This window comes from Blautia sp. OF03-13, from assembly GCF_003460685.1.
Lineage (GTDB): Bacteria > Bacillota > Clostridia > Lachnospirales > Lachnospiraceae > Fusicatenibacter > Fusicatenibacter saccharivorans.
The window spans coordinates 1-19,406 of sequence record NZ_QTVR01000013.1 but is presented as its reverse complement, the minus strand read 5'-3'; the positions used below and the strand labels follow the sequence as shown (position 1 = coordinate 19,406).

Here is a 19,406-nt window from a genome sequence, read left to right as displayed (position 1 = left end):
TTTTCCGGTCCGGCGTTTCTCTTTTTATGGTTTTTGCTGCTTTTATTTATTTTTTGTCTTATTCTGTACTGCTTTGGACGGCACATATTTGTTTTTTCCAACGTGCTTCATCACATACCACAGGGCACCTGTGATGCAGACAGAAGTGTAAGCTCCGCATACGATACCAACCATCAAAGGTGCTGCAAAGTCGCGGATGGAAGAAACTCCCATCACGAACAGAACAAAGATGGTGATAAAGGTGGTGAGGGAACTGTAAATGCTTCGGGTCAGGGTGTCCGTGATGCAGCGGTCAACCAGGGACTCGATCGGCTCTCTCTTTAACTCCGGCAGATTCTCACGGATACGGTCAAAGATGACGATCGTACTGTTGATGGAATAGCCGAGGATCGTCAGCATACACGCGATAAAGGTGCTGCCGACCGAAATACGGGATACCACATAGAATCCGAATACAATGGCGATATCGTGCATCAGTGCAAGGATGGCACTCGATGCGAAACGGATGTCGCGGAAACGGATCCAGATGTACAACAGCATGCAGACTACAGCGATGATAACTGCTTTCATCGCATTCTGGCTCATTTCTTTACTTACAGTAGAAGAAATGTTGTCGAAAGTGATTTCAGAAGTATCGACACCGAAATTGTCTGCCATTGCCTGGTAAACCTGCTCACGCTCTTCCAGAGTCAGAGAACGTGTTTTGATGATGACATTGTTGCCTCCGACAACCTTTGTCATCTGAATATTGGAATCTTTTGTCACGCCTTCCACAACCGGCTCTACCTCTTTGTCCAGCTCTTCGATGGAGTAATCCTCGTTGAACGGAACGTTGATGGAAGTACCGCCCTTGAAGTCAAGGCCGAAGTTCAGTGCGCTTCCCTTTGTCTGATGCATGAAAATCATGCTGGCCGGAACGGCAAGCAGCAGAATGCAGGAGATCGTGAAGAAGATCTTTCTCTTTTCCACAAATGGAAATCCCTTGCGCTCTTTCTTGGTTCCGTAGTATTTCGCATCCTTCAGTCCCATACCGTACAGGCTGTTGACCAGCAGTCTGGAAACAACCATGGCGCTGAACATGGAAAGAACAATACCAAGAGCAAGTGTCATGGCGAATCCGCGGACACTTCCGCTCGCAAGCGCATACAGAACAGCTGCTGCAATCAGGGTCGTCACGTTTCCGTCCAGGATGGCAGAAGCTGCCTTCTTGAATCCGTCGCGGATTGCTGCATGAACCGTCTTTCCGGCACCGATCTCCTCCTCGATACGGGCGTAGATGATAACGTTCGCATCGACTGCCATACCGATCGACAGGATAACACCGGCGATACCAGGCAGAGTCAGGGTCAGGTCAAATGCATTTAAAGAAATCAGGTTCAGCTCAACGTAAATGAGCAGTGCCCATCCGGCTGCAATACCAGGCAGGCGGTATACAACTGCAAGGAAGATGATGATCAGGATAATGCCGATCGCTCCCGCTTTCACGCTGGTGGAAACAGCTGCAGATCCAAGCTGTGCTCCAACGACGCTGGAGTTGATCTCCTCAAGTTTCAGGGAAAGGGAACCGATACGGAGGGTGGATGCCAGGCTGGTTGCTTCATCCCAGTCCATGTTTCCGCCGGAGATGACTGCAGTACCATCGGAAATCACAGCGTTTACACTCGGTACACTGACGAATTTTTCATCATAGTAGATACCGATGCTCTTTCCTGCGCTGTAGGCTTCCTGGGTTGCGTCTGCAAATTTCTGTTTTCCTTCGTCGGTCATTTTCAGCTGAACGACGCTCTCGGTTGCTTTTGTGGTGGAGTTCTGCTGATGCATGGCTTCTGCGCTCTCCACATCTTTACCGGTCAGAACGACGGAGCCGTCCTCCTCGAGCTCTTCGATAGTTTTTCCGTTCAGAACGTACTCGCCGGTCGAGCTGTCGTAGGTGTAGTTTTCTGTTCCGTCATCGTTGGTCTGTTTGATGAAATACAGGCTTCCCGGTTTACCCATCTCTTCCAGAATGGTGGTTGCATCGGTTGCACCCGGGATTTCAATGGTGATACGGTTGTCGCCCTGCAGATATACCTGTGCCTCTTCGCTGTACTGCTGCGCACGCTGTTCCAGCTTGTAGCGGGTATCTGACATTTCTTCGTCTGTCGGGTTGTCCTTTACGGCCTGGTAGGTAATGCTGACACCGCCGGACAGATCCAGACCCAGGTTGATGTTTTTCATCGAACCGGTTCCGGTAGGACCCCATCCTTTGATCATCGTCCATCCAAGAAGCACTGTTACAATGGCTGCCAGGACGAGCGCGATGATACTCTGTTTCTTTTTCATCATGTCGCGATTTTCCTCTTTTCTTTAATCTTCGGCCAGAGCTGCCTTTATCATCAATGCGCACTCGATCCGCTTCTGCTGCATCTTACAGCCGATCTCGTAAACATCGTTGATCTTACCTGTGAAGTTGTAGGAGTTTGCCGCGCATCCGCCGCTGCAGTAGAACCGTGCAAAGCACTGGCTGCACTCCTTTTTGGAATAAACGTTGCATTTTTTGAATTCGTTGACCGTTTCTGTCTTTTTCACGCCTTCGTAAACATTTCCAAGGCAGAAATCTTCCTGTCCTACGAACTGGTGGCACGGATAGAAATCGCCCCACGGTGTTACCGCAAGGTACTCGGTTCCGGAACCGCAGCCGGAAAGACGTTTATAAACACATGGTCCGCCGGTCAGATCGATCATAAAGTGGAAGAAATTGAAGCCTCTTCCCTCTTTTTCTCTCTTGATCATCTCTCTTGCCAGAATGTCGTACTGTTCGAAGATCACCGGAAGGTCTTCCTCACGGATCGCATAGTCCTCGGTCGGAGGCGCTACAACAGGCTCAACCGAGATCTGCTTGAAGCCGAGGTCTGCCAGATGGAGAACATCAGCTGCAAAGTCTGTGTTGTAATGCGTGAAGGTTCCGCGCACATAGTATTTGTCCTGATGACGAAGCTCAGCGAATTTCTGGAATTTCGGCACGATCAGATCGTAGCTTCCGGCACCTTTGCGGAACGGACGCATGTGATCGTGAACTTCTTTTCTTCCGTCAATACTTAATACGACGTTGCCCATCTCTTTATTGCAGAACTCCATGACCTCGTCGTTTAAGAGAACACCGTTGGTGGTCAGGGTGAAACGGAAGTTCTTGTTATGTAACTTCTCCTGTTCTCTTCCGTAGGCTACGAGCTGTTTTACAACATCCCAGTTCATCAGCGGTTCACCGCCGAAGAAATCTACCTCGAGGTTTCTTCTGCTGCCGGAGTTTGCGATCAAGAAATCAAGCGCTTTTTTGCCGACTTCCAGGGACATCAGTGCACGTCTTCCGTGATACTCGCCCTCTTCTGCGAAGCAGTAACGACAGGCAAGGTTGCAGTCGTGTGCAATGTGGAGGCAGAGTGCTTTTACGACGGTCGGACGGTTGGAAACTGATCAATTGCGTTTTCGTAGATGTCTTTTGTAAAGAGCATGCCGTTGTCTGTAAGTTCCTGAATTTCTTCTCTGGCTTCGGTGATGTCCTGCTCGGCATATTTACAGCTAAGCGCCTCTGCTGCCTCTTCTGCATTTTTTCCTTCGTTCATGCAGGAAAGGACATCGTATACGCAGTCATCCACAACATGGACGGAGCCGCTGTTGACGTCCAGCACCATGTTGAAGCCATTGCTTTTATATAAATGTATCACTGTGGTATTCCTTTCTATAACTCTCTCTTTTTTTGATGTGCCTGGCAAAAAGAATGTTCCCAAATCCGGCGAAACCGGTTCTGGGAACACCTTTTACTCGTCCTTATGGATTACTTTTACTTATGCTCGCAGCTCTGGTTGCCTACGGTGCAAGAAGTCTTACATGCGGACTGGCAGGATGTCTGGCACTCACCGCATCCACCTTTTTTTACAGTGTTCTGTAAGCTTTTTGTATTTAAAGTTTTGATGTGTTTCATGGCACATTCCTCCTTCATTGTAGTTGACGCGCGACTTTTTTATAGTCTTCGGCCATTAGCTCTTCCCATTATAGCATAGGTTTTTCAAATTTAAAAGTCTGTTTTTTCAAAAAATATTCTGTTTGCGTCAGGTTTTCTTTTGTTTTGTTCTGTTTGCGCCGGGTTTTCACCTGCCATGTGCTGTCATCCCCCCTGCCATTCCGCCGACCGCACAGACGGCTGCCGCCCACAGAAGCCTTCCTGCTCCGGCAAAGCCGCCCGGCAAAAAGACGGCAGAGGCTATGATAAGAACGGCAAAATACACGATTCCGAAACAGATTCCCCACAGAAACCGCCGTTTTTCTGCCATGTTTCCTGTCATTCTTCCGCCGCAAAAGCTTGACGCCAGATAAATCACCACGATGCCCGCCTGCACCCAGCTTTCCTTCCAGGAAAATTTCCAGAGCAGGAAAGACAAAAACAGAAGAAGGAGCACCGAGATCAGATAAGAAACGAGAAGCGCCTTCAGCCAGCCGATCCCGCTGCCCGGGTTCTTCACCCATGTTTTCTTTTCTTCCATAAGAAAAAGCCCTCCCATACTGTAATGTATGGAACGGCCTTTTCGGTTATGCCTGTTTCTTTATTCTTCATCAAATGGATGATTCTTTTTGAATTCCAGCCATGCGGCCAGGCTCCTGGCACGTTTTGCCTGCATCTGCAGGAATGCCATACAGAGCATAACTGCTGCAGAAAGTGCGGAACTGATGGCCAGTGGAAGCACCATGGTCTCATCGCCGGTGTTGACCGGGATGCTGCGGATGCTTACAGTGGTCTGTGTCTTCTTCTGCGGAATCTTTGTGCTTCCGGTATTGGAATTGGAAGAGCTGTTGTTACTGCTGCTCTTCGACGGTGTGGCTGTCGGAGTCGGAGTGGATGTCTTATTCGTTCCGTAGTTGTCCGGTCCTACAAGGATCGTTCCTGCGGCACGCAGCGTACTTACGTCATCGGCTGCACTTGCTGTCATTTCACCTGCACTCAGGTTGGATTTCTGCTCTGCAGCTGCAAGCAGTTCATGCTCGCCTTCGTCCGCCGTCTCAGCTTCTGCTGTTTCCGTCTGCTCCTCTGATACAAGGCTTCTGGACAGACTTACTGCCACCGGCTGGATCAAAAGAGAGACATTGGAGATCAGATAGCCGTCTTCTGTGCTGTCCGTACCGGATGGATTGGAAATTTCATCGAAATTTTTTACGGTTTCGTTTTCTTTCTGAATTTCATCTTTTACAAGGTCATCCAGATTTTCATCCTGTTTCCACTGGTCCGATGATGCATCATTTCCCGTTCCGTTCTGGTTATCCTGGTTTGTATCGCCCTGGTTTGTATCATCTGCTGCAGGATCGTCTTTTGCTGTATCATCCGGGGCAGGTGTCACGGTTGGATCTTCTGCCGGAGTTTCCGGATTCTCCGGATTTTCACTGTCATCGGTATTCTCGCCCGGTGCTGTCGTCGGAGTTACTTCCGGCGTTACGGTCGGTTCCGCATCCGGTGTCGGCGCTGCCGTTGGTGTATCCCCTGTATCTTCTCCGTTGTCCGCATCCGGTGTCGGAGTTGCCGTTGGTTCCTCCGCCGGCGTTACGGTCGGCTCTGCGTCCGGGGTCACCGTTGGTTCTGCGTCCGGGGTCACCGTTGGTTCTGCGGTCGGCTCTGCATCCGGCGTTTCCGTCGGACCCGGAGTTGGTGTTACGGTATCTTCTGCCGCATCCGGTGCCGGAGACTCGCCTGGCGCAAGCGTTGGTGTTTCCGAAACCGTTTCTTTTGCTTTTTCTGCTGCCAGAACAGCCTCATATCCGGCTTCTGTCACCACGATTTCATCTGCCGCAAAAACGGTATCTGTTACTCTTCCCCTGAAGTCTGTTTTCTGCTGTTTCTTTCGATACGTTTCCAGCTCTTTTTCATCCATTCCGACGAATACCAGATATTTTTCTGCTGCTTCCTCCGCTGCCGTTTTGCTGGTATCTGCAGCAGTGTTTTTTTCGGTTGTTTTCCCGTCCGCCTGCAGTTCTGCCGCTGCAACTGCAAGAAGCTCCTGTGCTTTTTCCACGGTTTTTACTGCTGTCTCTGCCGTTGTACCGTCTGCCGTATCATCGCCGGTTTTCAGATTCACATAAACGGCTGCCCGTTTTGTCTCTGTACCGTTCTCCGTTCCGGAGACAGTTTCGTTCTGTACTGCGCTTTTTTCCGTTCCTGCCGATGCGCTGGCACGGAGCGGAACTGCATCGGAAAATACCAGTGTGCCCGCAAGGACAGCACCCATCACTTTCCATGCCTGTTTTTTCTTCATTGCGTTTCTCCTTATGTTCTCTTGGTCTATCTTAAAAAAATCTGTCTTTTTGTGTCATAATTTCGCATTACAGCATTATAGCACAAGAAAGAATCCCGCGCAAGGCTGAAGTCGCCTTGAAACGCGGGATTCTCATCTGCTTTTATCGCTTTTTAGTTTGTTTCCATTCTCGTTGTCGTGAGCTGATCCGGGGATAAATTCAGGATTTCCATAAACTCATCACCTGTGATTGTCTCTTTCTCATACAGATATTTTGCCAGCTCGTGGAGTTTCGGCATGTTATCTTTTAAGAGCTGCTCTGCTTTGTCGTACTGTTTTCTGACTGCTGCAACAACCTTCTCATCAATCTGTGCTGCTGTCGATTCGGAGCATGCCAGGGAAGTGTCACCGCCGAGGTACTGGTTCGTTACCGTCTCAAATGCAACCATACCAAATTCCTCGTTCATACCGAAGCGGGTGATCATGGCTCTTGCCACCTTCGTTGCCTGCTCGATATCGTTCGAAGCACCTGTCGTGATGGAATGGAACACCAGATCCTCTGCCACACGGCCGCCGGTCAGGGTTGCAATTTTATTTTCCAGCTCTTCACGGCTCATCAGATTATGCTCATCTTCATCCACCTGCATCGTATAGCCTAGGGCGCCGGACGTACGCGGGATAATGGTGATCTTCGTAACTGGAGCGGAATGGCTCTGCAGTGCTGCGACGAGTGCATGGCCGACCTCGTGGTAGGAAACGATCAGTTTCTCTTTGTCGGTCATGATCTTATTCTTCTTCTGGTATCCGGCGATGACAACCTCAACGCTCTCCTCCAGATCCGCCTGGGTGACGAATTTTCTTCCATCACGGACGGCACGGAGTGCTGCCTCGTTGATCATATTGGCAAGTTCTGCACCAGAAGCACCGGATGCCATACGTGCGATCGCATTGTAATCGACATTGTCGCCCACGCGGATGTTTTTCGCATGGACTTTCAGGATTTCCTCACGGCCTTTTAAGTCAGGCAGTTCAACCGGCACACGGCGGTCGAAACGGCCCGGACGAAGAAGTGCCGGGTCCAGGGAATCCGGACGGTTCGTCGCTGCCAGAATGACAACGCCTTTCTTTCCATCGAATCCATCCATCTCGGCAAGCAGCTGGTTCAGGGTCTGCTCACGCTCGTCGTTTCCGGAGAATCCGCCGCCGTCACGTTTTTTGCCGACGGTATCGATCTCATCGATAAAGACGATACACGGTGCTTTCTCATTTGCCTGCTGGAACAGGTCACGCACCTTCGCAGCTCCCATGCCGACGAACATCTCGACGAACTCGGAGCCGGAGATGGAGAAGAACGGAACGTTTGCCTCACCGGCTACTGCCTTTGCAAGCAGCGTTTTACCGGTTCCTGGAGGGCCGACAAGCAGTGCTCCTTTCGGCATTTTTGCACCAATTTCTTCATATTTTTTGGGATTATGCAGGAAGTCAACAATCTCCTGTAAAATTTCTTTTGCCTCATCCTCTCCGGCAACATCTGCAAATTTAATGCCGGTTTCGGACTGTACATAAACCTTGGCGTTGCTCTTTCCAAAGCTCATCGCATTTCCCATGCCGCCCATCATCTTGCTCGTCATGCGTTTCATCAGCCACTGTCCGAGCGCAACCATCACAACGATCGGTATTACCCATGTTAAAAGAAATTCCATGAGTGGCGACATCTGCTCTATGATCGGCGTTCCGAATTCGGTAATACCTGCCTCATATAAACGATCTACCAGCTTGTAATCATTCATCACACCCGTCTTATAATAATTCGCCGGGCTTGATTTGTCGCTGAAAATAATCTCATTTGACTGGATCTGGACTTCGCTGATTTCGTTGTTATCTACCATCTGCAAAAATTTTCCGTAATCAACTTCTGTTACTTTGGGCTCGAGAAGTCTCGGGAAAAGCAGAAGATTTAACAGCAGAATGACGATCAGCGCAATTACATAATAAAAAATTATGGGTTTTTTCGGTTTTTGCACCTGCTTCATCTGTATCCCCTCCTGTTTCTTGATTTTCTTTCTTTTTTAGTAGCATAAACTTTTCTTTCGCTAAAATCAATCAAATTCTGACATTTCATGAAACTTTTATACTTTTTTATATTTTCGCTATAGAAAGGTAAGTTTCTTGCTTTTCCATCTGTTTTCGGCTATACTTGCGAAAGACTGGGAAAGTCTCTTTTTGAAATTTTGCCCCGAAATGACAGGGTTCATTCGATAAAAAAGCTATAGAAACGGAGGTTTTGTGTATGGGACACAGGTTTACATATGTGGTTTTGCCGGAGGAGGAACGGGAAAATCTGACTGTGGAATGGTTTCTCCGCCGGCATGGATATTCGCGCCATATTATTACGGGCTAAAACGCACAGAGGACGGCATTTTCCGAAACGGCGTCCGCGCCTGGACGAGCCAGGCCGTGCACGCCGGGGATGTGATCGAAACGCACCTTGTCGAAACAGAACCCTCCGACGGAATTCTGCCGCGGCCGGTTCCGTTTTCGGTTGTGTATGAGGATGACGACATCCTCGTTGTGGATAAACCCGCTGATACGCCGATTCATCCGTCGATTGGAAATTATGAAAATACGCTGGCAAACGGCATTGCATGGTATTTTGAACAGAAAGGTGAACCCTTCGTCTACCGCTGCATCAACCGCCTCGACCGCGACACCACCGGCCTTATCGTGCTCGCCAAGCACGCCTTAAGCGCCGCCGTCCTCTCCCAGGCCATGCGCTCCCGCGAAATCCACCGCACGTATCAGGCCTTCGCCCTCGGCGAAACCGCTGCATCCGGCACCATCGACGCCCCGATCGCCCGCCTCAACGGCTCCCTCATCCAGCGCACCGTCGACTTTGCCTCCGGCGAGCGCTCCGTAACCCATTACCGCACCCTCGCGCACTGCTCCGTTTTCTCCCACCTCGAACTCAATCTCGAAACCGGCCGCACCCACCAGATCCGCGTCCACATGGCTTACATCGGCCATCCGCTGCTCGGCGATACCCTCTACAACAAAACTCCCGGCACTTTCCCCCGCCAGGCACTTCACTCTGCATCGCTCTCCTTCGTCCATCCGATCACCGGAGAACCCTTAAACTTCCACGCACCACTGCCGGAAGATATGCAAAACCTGCTGACATAAACCAACCCCCGTGAGTTGCCGCTCACGGGGGTTTTGTTGTCCCTGATGGAACTGTCATGTCTTTTTGCCGGTGACATTGTATCATACACAAAATTTAGTTTCAATCATCATTTTCATACAGTTCTGATTCTCGGTACTTCATCGATATGCAAATATTTGCTGATGCATTTCACAATCACATCATGATCCGAAACCTGTCCCATGCCGGACACTGCTACGGTTGCCACAACGCCGACTTCTTCCACGCAGATCGGAAAACCTCCGCCCAGCATTGCGTATTCCTTCGGGTCCAGTACCATCTGTTTTACGCTCTCCGGCGCATTCGTCGCTGCCATGTAGAGCTGCAGCGAACTCCGCTCCGTCAGAAGCACCGAATTGCTCTTCCGTCTCATCAGCTCCACATTGTGCGGCGTAATGCCGTTATCACAATACTGGAATACAACTTCCCCGTTGCTTCTGCGGATCATGATGCCAACCTGTGCTCCGCGCCGTCTTGCCTCCATCAGGATCATCGTTCCCAGTTCCCATGCGTCTGCATTTGTAAAATGCGTAAACTGCAGAATATCCTCCTGCATATCGAGCACTTTCATCAGTTCATCCATTGTCATTGTCATACTTTTGCCCCGTCCTTTCTGCCATTTTATATTTTTTTAGCTTTTTGCCCCTCGTTTTCTGACTTTCAGTTTATCATTTTCCCAAATTCAAGTCAAGCCAGCCACCCCCGGCATTGGCTAACACGATATCACCGAAAAGCAAAAATTCCACGCCGCAGAAGTTCCCTCCCACAGCATGGAATTTCTCATTTTTATTTTTCTACCATAATACACTTCCGCGGGCAGTTCTCCGCGCAGAGGCCGCAGCCTGTACATTTTGCCGGGTCGATCTCCGCGCGCTGGTCCACAACGTGAATTGCATCCGACGGGCAGTTCTTCTCGCACTTCTTACATCCGATACAGCCGATCTCACACGCTGCCATCACCGCCTTGCCCTTCTCGGTTGAGCGGCATTTCACCGTGATCCTCTGCTCATACGGAATCAGGTCGATCAGATTTCTCGGACAGGCCTTCACGCAGGCACCGCATGCCTTGCACGCTTCGCCGTCCACAACGGCAATGCCGTTTTCAATATGGATCGCATCAAACTTACATGCCTTCACGCAGTTTCCAAAACCAAGACATCCGTTTCCGCAGCTCTTCGGACCGCCGCCCGGTACAAAACCAGCGTAGGAGCAGTCCCTTGCACCCGTGTATTCATACTTGTTCTTTGCCACGTCACACGTACCGGCGCACCGTACCACTGCTTTTCTGCGCTCCTGTGCTCCGGCTTCCTGTCCCATAATGGCACCGATCGCTGCCGCAACCGGCGCTCCGCCGACCGGACAGACCGAAATCGGGGCTTCACCCTTTACCACTGCAGCCGCCGCTCCGTCACAGCCCGGGTAACCGCAGCCGCCGCAGTTGTTGCCCGGCAGCGCTTCACGGACCTTCGTCTCGCGCTCGTCCACTTCCACATAAAACTTCTTTCCGGCAATTCCAAGGAGAATACCAATCAAAAGGCCGGTTCCACCCACCATCAGGGTGGCTGCTAAAATACCATTCATCTCTTCATCCCTCCTAGATCATTCCGGAAAATCCCATAAATGCCATTGACATCAGCATAGCCGTAAGAAGAACGATCGGCATTCCTTTGAATGACTCCGGGATATCGTTGTACTCCATCTTTTCCCGCAGGCCGGCCATCAGCACCATGGCAATTGTAAAGCCGATTGCGGTTGCCAGACCGTAAACCGTACCCTGCAGAATCGTGTAATCCTTCTGTACGTTGATGAGTGCCACACCGAGTACCGCGCAGTTTGTTGTAATCAGCGGAAGGTAAACGCCGAGCGCTCGGTACAGAGACGGAATCGTCTTTTTCAGGAACATCTCAACGAGCTGTACCAGCGCCGCGATGACAAGAATGAAAACGATCGTTTTCAGATAATCAAGTTCTGCCGGTGCCAGGATAAATTTGTAAATCAGACTTGTCACAAATGAAGAAATCGTGAGGACAAAAATAACCGCTCCGCCCATGCCGGCCGCCGTATCCATCTTTTTGGAAACACCGAGGAACGCACAGATGCCGAGGAACTGGCTTAAGACAACGTTATTGACCAGCGCAGCACCGATGGCAATCAAAATCAGTTCTTTCATTTCGCTTCCTCCTTTCCTTTCACAGCCTGGCAGTATGCCTTATTGGCGCATGCCATACAGCCGATCTCTTCTGCCGGGACTGCCGGTTTTCCGGTTTTCTCTGACTTCTGGCGTTTGATGCGGTTCTGCACCGCAACGAGCATTGCCAGCACAAGGAATGCACCCGGCGCCATGATGAAGATGTTGACCGGCTCGTAAGCACTCGGCATTACCTGGATACCGAACAGGGTTCCGGCTCCGATCAGCTCACGGAACATACCGATCAGGGTCAGGCCGACGGTAAAGCCAAGACCCATACCGATACCGTCAAACAGCGACGGGATCGGACCATGTTTTCCAGCATATGCCTCGGCGCGTCCCAGAATGATACAGTTTACAACGATCAGCGGGATGTAGATGCCAAGGGCGGAATAGAGTGCCGGAATAAAACCTTCCATCAAAAATTCCACGATGGTTACAAACGATGCCACAACAACGATGTATGCTGGCATACGCACGCCGTCCGGGATGATTTTCCGAAGCAGGGAAATCATCAGGTTGGAGGCGGTCAGGATGACCATCGTCGCAAGTCCCATGCCGATACCGTTCTTTGCAGAAGTGGTAACCGCAAGCGTCGGACACATACCCAGCATCATGACGAAGGTCGGGTTTTCTTTTATGATACCATTATAAAGCCGTTCCAGCGGCGTATCTTTTCTCATGAGTTCCCTCCCTCTCCGGAAAGCAGACCGGATTCGTTGCAGTAGTTAAAACAGCAGATTCCTGCATTGACACCGTTTGTTACAGCGTTCGTTGTCAGAGTTGCTCCGCTCAGCGCATCGATTTCATCATCCGCGGATGCGCCGGATTTTGTGTAGGAGAATGCTTCTACGTTTTTATCCTTGAACTGATTCTTGAAATCGTCTGTGTCGGCACGCATACCAAGGCCGGCCGTCTCGGAAAGTGACAGGAAAGAGATTCCTTTTGTCGTTCCGTCCGATGCAATTCCCATCGAGAACTGCATGCCGCCGCCATAGCCTTCGGTTGTGGAGATGATCTCAACCAGGCCGATCGTCGCGCCGGATGCGTCTTTTGCAAGCAGCAGTTCGTCAATCGTCTGTGCTTCAAAACCGTGGCCGATCAGTGCTGCCGTAAGCTCTGCCTGTTCCGCATCGCTCATTGTTACTTCTTCAAAGGAAACTGCCTCCGGGAATACGTTCTGGCAGGATTCCTGTTTTTCTTTTTCCTGCTGTTTCTGGATCGGCTCTAAGGTTACCTGGTGGGCCGCACCGAGAAGCAGGCCGGCGATCAGCGTAATCGCCGCAAGAATCAGGGCATTTTTTACTATTTTATTCATGCTTTCTTCTTGCCTCCTCTTCCGAATCCAACCGGCACGGTCACGCGCTCAATAAGCGGAACCAGAAGGTTGGTAAAGATGATAGCATAGGAAACGCCCTCTGCCGAATTTCCAAAGATACGGAATACACCGGTCAGAAGTCCTAAAATGACCGCGTAGATATACTGTCCCTTCTTTGTGATCGGGCGGGTAACGTAATCGGTTGCCATGAACCATGCGCCAAGCATCAGACCACCGCCAAAAAGATGCGCGCCAAGGAAATTGATATCAAAACCGTGGCCGCCGAAAATCAGGGCAAATAAAAGCTCTGTTCCAATGTAGATGAGCGGAATATTGAGGTCGATCACATGAATACAGACAAGGAAGATGCCGCCAAGCAGAAGTGCCAGTGCGGAAGTCTCACCGATCGTTCCGGTCGTATTTCCAAGGAACATAGACAGCAGATTCACCTGCTCTCCTGCTTTTGCTGCGGCGAGCGGTGTCGCACCGGATACGGTATCCACGAGGTGTGCGGCTGCCGGGGCAGCGAAGTTTGTCATATGACCCGGGAAGGAAATCAAAAGGAAACATCTTCCTGCAAGCGCCGGGTTCATGATGTTCTGGCCAAGACCGCCGAAAAGCTGTTTTACAACGAGAATTGCAAACACACCACCGATCACCGGCATCCAAAGAGGTGCCTGCACCGGCATGTTCATGGCCAGCAGAAGGCCGGTTACCAGTGCACTGCCGTCGGCAATCGTCACCGGTTTCTTCATTCCTTTTTCATACAGATATTCCGTCAGGGGACAGACTGCCATCGAAATCACAATCAGAAGCAGCGCCCGAAGGCCGAAATTCCAGATTCCCACGCAGGCTGCCGGGGCAAGGGCAAGCAGGACGGCAAACATGATTTTATCCGTCGTTACCTTGGACCGTGCGTGCGGGGAAGATGATACGTGTAATAATCCATTCATATGTAAGGTCCCCCTATTTCTTCTTTCTCTTTGCCAGAAGCACTTTACGCATTGAGCTGATCTCCTGCGTCAGCGGACGTCTTGCCGGGCAGATAAAGGAACAACAGCCACATTCACAGCACTCCATTCCGCCATATTTCAGGAACTTCTCTTCCTCGCCGTGCTCCGCAAAAACGGAAAGGCGGGCCGGAAGAATCTGACCCGGACAGACGGAAACGCAGCGTCCGCAGTTGATGCAGGCAGATGGTGCCAGCGCAGATACTTCATCCTCGGTGAGGCAGGTCAGTGCAGATGTTGTCTTAGTAACAGGAACATCCATTGTAAACAATGCTTTTCCCATCATCGGGCCTCCGCAGATGATCTTGACCGCCTCGTTTTTCAGACCGCCTGCCTGCTCTAAAAGTTCGGACAAGAGCATGCCGACCGGTACTTCAAAGTTGCACGGATTCTGTACAGCATCTCCCGTCACGGTAACGATACGGCTCATCAGCGGTTCGCCGAAGCGGACTGCCTGGTAAATAGCGGTCACGGTATCAATGTTATCCACGATACAGCCCGCGTCCGCCGGCAGCATGGAGGAATTTACCTTTCGTCCCGTTGCTGCATAGATCAGCATACGCTCGGCACCCTGCGGGTATTTCGTTTTAAGTTCCAAAACCTCAATATTGTCCCCCGGAAGCACCAGCTCGCAAAATTTCGCGATACAGTCCGGTTTGTTGTCCTCAATGCAGATGATTCCCTTTGCTTTCGGGAACATATGCAGCATGATTTTTAAGCCTCCGATCACCTTTTCCGGCTCTTCGAGCATTCTGCGATAGTCGCTCGTCAGATACGGCTCACACTCTGCTCCATTGACGAGAATGTGGTCAATCGCTGACGGATCTTTCGGGGATACCTTGACGTGTGTCGGAAAGCCTGCACCTCCCATTCCCACGATTCCGGCCTCTTTGATCTTGTTCCGGATCGTATCTGCGTCGAGTTTTTCCCAATGAGGGCACTCCTCAAATGTTTCTTTTTCATACAGCCCGTCGTTCTCCACAACGATACAGTCTACCGGGGAACCGGCTGCGGAAACTTTTTTCTCAATTCCTTTTACCGTGCCGGAAACCGATGCGTAAACAGGAGCCGAAACAAATCCTCCCGCTTCTGCGATTTTCTGTCCCGCTTTTACATGGTCGCCTTTTTGTACGATCGGCACAGCAGGCGCTCCGATGTGCTGTGACACTGCGTAATACAATAAGTTGCCCGGCTGCGCTTTGACAATCGGTTTGTCCTTGGAGAGCTCTTTTCCCTCGTACGGGTGAACGCCGCCATGAAAAGTATTTCTTTTCTTCTGAAACATGCTTTTCACCTCATCCTTTCTCTTTTCTATGCTGCATTTATCAATTCACAGCCTTTTTTCGGTTTTTTATGCAAAAAAGGCTGGTGCATTGCCCTGATTATTTCGGTTATTCATATCGGACTTCTTTTAACAGGAGTCCGCATGCCGGTGCAAGAAAACCCGCACTTTCGCGATTTTTTGCTTTGAGAAGCTCCGTCATTGATGCGATATCCCGTTTTCCCATCCCGGCCTCCACAAGCGTTCCGGTCAGGATCCGCACCATGTGGTACAGAAAACCGGTTCCGGTATAGGAAATGATAAGAATCCCGTCTTTCTCGCAGAAATCAATTCCGGTAATCGTCCGTACCGTCGATTTTTTCATACGTTTGTTGGCACAGAAGCTCCTGAAATCATACGTTCCGATAAACGCTTTCGATGCTTCTTTCATTTTTTCCACATCGAGCGGTGCTTCCGGAAAATACACGTATTTCCGCTCGAAAACATGCTTTCTGCCATCGATCACGATACGGTATTCGTATGTTTTGTCCACCGCATTCAGACGGCTGTGGAAGCGCTCCGGCATCCGCGCGAGGCTGGTAACTTCGATGTCTTCCGGCAGATAGTGGTTGATTGTCTGCAGAAGTTCTTCATCGGATAGATCCGTATGGAACTTTGCATTTGCGACCTGTCCCGCCGCATGGACGCCGGCATCGGTTCTGCCCGCGCCGTGGATCTCCACCGGCTCTCCTGCGATCCTGGACAGCAGCGTTTCGAGCTTGCCCTGAATCGTGTTGTCCGTATTTCCCTGCTTCTGCCAGCCGTTATAGCGCGTGCCGTCGTACTGCAGGATCATTTTATAATTCATCTTTTTCTCCTTTCCTCTGTCCCGTTTTTCCTCTGCCTTTCAAATCATTTTTCTCCAGAAATGGGCTTTTCAGAACCATTTTCTTCTTTACAAAATGGCAGCTTATCCTTCGGCATCCATGCTTTCCTCAATCAAAAAGCCCCGTAACGCTGGACTTCGCGCCAGATTTGCTTCAAACAGCACCACCTCTGCTCCGCCCGGAAAGCTGTTCTGTAAAAATTCAGCGGCACGGCGGATCTGTTGCTTCACATCTTTTACTTCCTTCTCCGCTTTTTCCTGTTCCAGTTCACATACCGTTTCAAAAAGCTCTTTCATCTGATCCGGATCGGTTTTGCGACATTTTTTAGCGGTCTCCTCGAGTTTTTTTAACTTTTTCAAGACCCGCGCATTCGTTTCTTCCTCGTCCTTTTTCAGCAGTCCCTGCTTTTTGCACACTGCAAATCCCTGCTCTTTCTGCCGCAGCCAGGATGCGTATGTCTCATCTTTTTTCTGCCTGCAAAGCCCGGTAAACTGGCGCAAGCACTCGGAGAGTTCCTTTGCCGTGTGCTCCTGCTTCTGGCAGGCGGATGCCTCTTTCTGAAGTGCCGCATGAAACAGAGACAGCAGTACAGATCGCTCTTCTGCGGAACCGTTTTCTGCCATCTTCTTTTTTTCTGCCATGATTTCTCCGGAAAATGCACTGGTCAAAATCTCCTCCACACCGTAATCCTGTCCATATTTTTCGTAAATCCTGTAGTACGAGTTGAATTCCTCCGCCGTCTTTTCTTCCTGCAAATATTGTCCAATCAGTGCTTCGTCGACCGGAAAATTCAGGATTTCATAACTTTTCAGCACTGCCGACAAATCCTCCCAGCCGCGTGCCGTTACAAAACGCTTTTCATCCGCTTCCTGCGAAACAGAATAAAAATGGTCACTGTGTGCCATAAGGTACGTTGTCACAGCACCGTGGATCTGATTTTTCTCTGCATAGGAAAGCCACACGGAAAGCTCGGGAACCACCTCGATCTTCCGCACACGGTCAAGCGTTGCCACATCAAATTCCCGCACAGATTTATTATATTCCGGCGGATTTCCGGCGGCCACGATCAGCCAGTCATCCGGGATGCGCTGGTTGCCGAATTTTTTATCCTGCAAAAGCTGCAGCATCACCGGAGCGAGTGTCTCGGAGACGCAGTTAATTTCATCGAGAAAGAGGATACCCCGCTTCTTTCCGGTCTGCTCCATGCAGTCATAGATCGAGGCGATGATCTCGCTCATCGTGTATTCCGTTGTATGTACCATTTTCCCTTCGATTCCACGTGTGCAGATCTCCGGAAGGCCCATGGCACTCTGACGCGTATGGTGTGTCATCGTGTAGGCGACAAGCCCCACACCGCACTCTTCTGCGATCTGCTCCATAATTGCCGTTTTTCCGATGCCCGGCGGGCCGATCAGGAGAATGGGACGCTGCTGCCGGAGCGGAACCAGCGGAAAACCAATTTCATCTCTTGCAAAGTATGCGCGCAGGGCTTTTTCAATTGTCTCTTTTGCTTCTTGTATGTTCATATGATCTCTCTTATCTTATGCACTCTTTATGTACTCTCGAAATCTTTCTGTGTTTGATTTTGCGAGATGCTTTTTTGTCAGTTTTGTTCAAAGAGTACATTCTTCTGTCAGCAGTTTTTTTGCCCATTTTGGGACAAGATTCATTTTTTCGGTCTGTCTGACAAAGACAAATGCCGTCTCGTAATCGGGCTTTTGTTCGGGATAAATTCCGTCTCCGTCGGTAAAATAGATCAACGCTTTTAAGTTTCGGAATACATGCTGTTTCCGCAACTCTTCCACTTTCTGAAAGACAGGACGGAAATCGGTTCCGCCTCGGCCCTTGATGGTAATTGTTTCACGGTAAGCTTCCCATTCTTTCGGTGAATGGATCATCGTGACATCCTGCACGAAGCTGTCGCACTGGATCAGGCAGACGTTCCATTGGGAAAAGAAGTTTTCTTTTTCTTCAAGAATGCTGCGCGTCTCACCGAGAAATTTTGCTACGATTTCTTTTTTGCACGAACCGGATGTGTCGATCGCGATAACCAGCTCTTCGAGACGGTTTCCCTCGCGCGTCTCCGGCGGCTCGATGAAAGGGAAATTTCCGTAATACATAAGCCCATAATGGTAAGCGACTGGATCGAAGCTGTCGAGATCCAGCTCCATTTCCTCGCGGGTAACGGTAAAGCGTTTCAGAAAGCGACGGTAATCGTACGCTCTTTTTTCGATCCCGGACAGAGTTTCTTTTTTTCCACCGCAGTTCTGGCCTCGCCGCAGGCCGCCGGTGCCGTAGTTTTCCGCCAACTTACGGGCAGCACGTTTCCAGACTGGTTGAAAAGACTCGATAAGTTCCGTCTCTTTTTCCGGCACAAGCCATGAAACTGGAGACTTTTTTTCTTTTTCCGGCATCAGCCATGAAACCGGGGACTGTTCTTCTTTTTCCGGCTCCGGTGTTTCTTTTCCAAACCGACGGATGCATTCCAGCAGCAGGTGCTGATAGCCTTCCTTGAGGAACGATGAATTTTCGGCACACATGCGGAGTACAAAATCGGAGTTAAAATATATCGTATGACCGTCGGATGTGATGGCTTTTGTCCTGTCGGACGGCTGATGACGAAAGAAGAGAATCGCTTCACCAAGTTCCGGGGACAGCCAGCAGAGATTTTTGCGGGCTTCTTCGAAAAGCCGGAGCGCCAGCGCTTCTTTTTCTTTTGTGGGCTTTTCTTTTTGAAACGCAGCTTCTGTTTTTCTGCTTTCCGTATTCTCCTGCATCGGATCCTGTGAGCTCCGGTTCAGGAGAATGCGGAAGGCCTGCCATTTCTGCTGGTCGGCGGCAAGGTTGAGAAAACGTTTTCGGTCTGCATCGGACAGCCATCCGGTCTGCAGAATACGTTCCAGCTTTGAAAAATCATCCTCACGAATCAGCATTTCGACAGCGGGACGGATGCGTTTCCGCAGGTATGCGGTATATGCGGCTCGCTGTTCTTCCGGAAGATCCTGCGATTCACAAAAGCCGGAAAGTGCAGCCCGGAGGCGCTGCTGTTCGGATGTCGTCGTTCTGAAACTACTCCAGTCATCCATTTTATTCACTCCCTTACTCGCCGCGTTTTCTCACTTGTACTCAATCTTACGCTGCCGCGTAAGCGACATTCGTCGTTCGCCAGCTGAAAATAAATTTTCGTTTGACTCACTTGCACTCAATCTTACGCTATCGCGTAAGCGACATTCGTCGTTCGCCAGCTGAAAATAAATTTTCGTTTGACTCACTTGCACTCAATCTT

General features: G+C 50.3%; 16 protein-coding genes and 1 pseudogene. 1 reads left to right on the top strand and 16 read right to left on the bottom strand.

Annotated features, from left to right (window positions below):
* Positions 1-42 precede the first annotated feature (42 nt).
* The 6 genes and pseudogenes from DXA55_RS11080 to ftsH form a co-directional block, all read right to left on the bottom strand.
* Positions 43-2,322 (bottom strand): protein translocase subunit SecDF, encoded by a 2,280-nt coding sequence (locus DXA55_RS11080; protein ID WP_055219577.1) that lies wholly within the window; start codon positions 2,320-2,322, stop codon positions 43-45.
* A gap of 24 nt (positions 2,323-2,346) precedes the next feature.
* Positions 2,347-3,704: pseudogene (scfB, locus tag DXA55_RS11075) on the bottom strand (thioether cross-link-forming SCIFF peptide maturase).
* Between the two features lie 116 nt (positions 3,705-3,820).
* Entirely contained in the window at positions 3,821-3,961 is a 141-nt protein-coding gene (gene scfA, locus DXA55_RS11070; RefSeq protein ID WP_022461131.1) for a six-cysteine ranthipeptide SCIFF, read from the bottom strand.
* A gap of 166 nt (positions 3,962-4,127) precedes the next feature.
* On the bottom strand, positions 4,128-4,520 hold the full coding sequence (locus DXA55_RS11065) for a TIGR04086 family membrane protein (protein WP_158565077.1): 393 nt from the start codon (positions 4,518-4,520) through the stop codon (positions 4,128-4,130).
* A 60-nt stretch (positions 4,521-4,580) separates the two neighbouring features.
* The gene (locus DXA55_RS11060; protein WP_117814175.1) at positions 4,581-6,278 is read right to left on the bottom strand and encodes a hypothetical protein; all 1,698 of its coding nucleotides are present in this window, start codon (positions 6,276-6,278) and stop codon (positions 4,581-4,583) included.
* Between the two features lie 152 nt (positions 6,279-6,430).
* The gene (ftsH, locus tag DXA55_RS11055; RefSeq protein WP_117509257.1) at positions 6,431-8,290 is read right to left on the bottom strand and encodes an ATP-dependent zinc metalloprotease FtsH; all 1,860 of its coding nucleotides are present in this window, start codon (positions 8,288-8,290) and stop codon (positions 6,431-6,433) included.
* Between the two features lie 319 nt (positions 8,291-8,609).
* Here ftsH and DXA55_RS11050 point away from each other — a divergent pair, with 319 nt between their 5' ends.
* Positions 8,610-9,437 (top strand): RluA family pseudouridine synthase, encoded by an 828-nt coding sequence (locus DXA55_RS11050; RefSeq protein WP_330415239.1) that lies wholly within the window; start codon positions 8,610-8,612, stop codon positions 9,435-9,437.
* A 113-nt stretch (positions 9,438-9,550) separates the two neighbouring features.
* Here the strand turns inward: DXA55_RS11050 and DXA55_RS11045 are convergent, their stop codons facing one another.
* The 10 genes from DXA55_RS11045 to DXA55_RS11000 form a co-directional block, all read right to left on the bottom strand.
* Positions 9,551-10,051, bottom strand: a complete 501-nt coding sequence (locus tag DXA55_RS11045; RefSeq protein WP_022461366.1) for a heme-degrading domain-containing protein — start codon at positions 10,049-10,051, stop codon at positions 9,551-9,553.
* A 191-nt stretch (positions 10,052-10,242) separates the two neighbouring features.
* The gene (locus DXA55_RS11040; RefSeq protein WP_117509259.1) at positions 10,243-11,037 is read right to left on the bottom strand and encodes an RnfABCDGE type electron transport complex subunit B; all 795 of its coding nucleotides are present in this window, start codon (positions 11,035-11,037) and stop codon (positions 10,243-10,245) included.
* 13 nt (positions 11,038-11,050) lie between these two features.
* The gene (gene rsxA, locus DXA55_RS11035) at positions 11,051-11,626 is read right to left on the bottom strand and encodes an electron transport complex subunit RsxA (protein WP_022461368.1); all 576 of its coding nucleotides are present in this window, start codon (positions 11,624-11,626) and stop codon (positions 11,051-11,053) included.
* A complete protein-coding gene (rsxE, locus tag DXA55_RS11030; protein WP_117814173.1) occupies positions 11,623-12,327 on the bottom strand; it encodes an electron transport complex subunit RsxE in 705 nt (234 codons plus the stop codon). The genes rsxA and rsxE overlap by 4 nt, the downstream gene beginning before the upstream one ends.
* Complete coding sequence (locus tag DXA55_RS11025) at positions 12,324-12,962, bottom strand: FMN-binding protein (protein ID WP_117801738.1); 639 nt, start codon at positions 12,960-12,962, stop codon at positions 12,324-12,326. The genes rsxE and DXA55_RS11025 overlap by 4 nt, the downstream gene beginning before the upstream one ends.
* Positions 12,959-13,915, bottom strand: coding sequence for an RnfABCDGE type electron transport complex subunit D (locus DXA55_RS11020; RefSeq protein WP_117814170.1), 957 nt, complete (start codon positions 13,913-13,915; stop codon positions 12,959-12,961). Before DXA55_RS11020 ends, DXA55_RS11025 begins: the two co-directional genes overlap by 4 nt.
* Positions 13,916-13,928: 13 nt before the next feature.
* Positions 13,929-15,257, bottom strand: coding sequence for an electron transport complex subunit RsxC (rsxC, locus tag DXA55_RS11015; RefSeq protein WP_117814227.1), 1,329 nt, complete (start codon positions 15,255-15,257; stop codon positions 13,929-13,931).
* 106 nt (positions 15,258-15,363) lie between these two features.
* Complete coding sequence (truA, locus tag DXA55_RS11010; protein ID WP_117760794.1) at positions 15,364-16,101, bottom strand: tRNA pseudouridine(38-40) synthase TruA; 738 nt, start codon at positions 16,099-16,101, stop codon at positions 15,364-15,366.
* A 102-nt stretch (positions 16,102-16,203) separates the two neighbouring features.
* Complete coding sequence (locus DXA55_RS11005) at positions 16,204-17,646, bottom strand: AAA family ATPase (protein WP_117814168.1); 1,443 nt, start codon at positions 17,644-17,646, stop codon at positions 16,204-16,206.
* Between the two features lie 87 nt (positions 17,647-17,733).
* Complete coding sequence (locus DXA55_RS11000; RefSeq protein ID WP_117814166.1) at positions 17,734-19,206, bottom strand: vWA domain-containing protein; 1,473 nt, start codon at positions 19,204-19,206, stop codon at positions 17,734-17,736.
* Positions 19,207-19,406 lie beyond the last annotated feature (200 nt).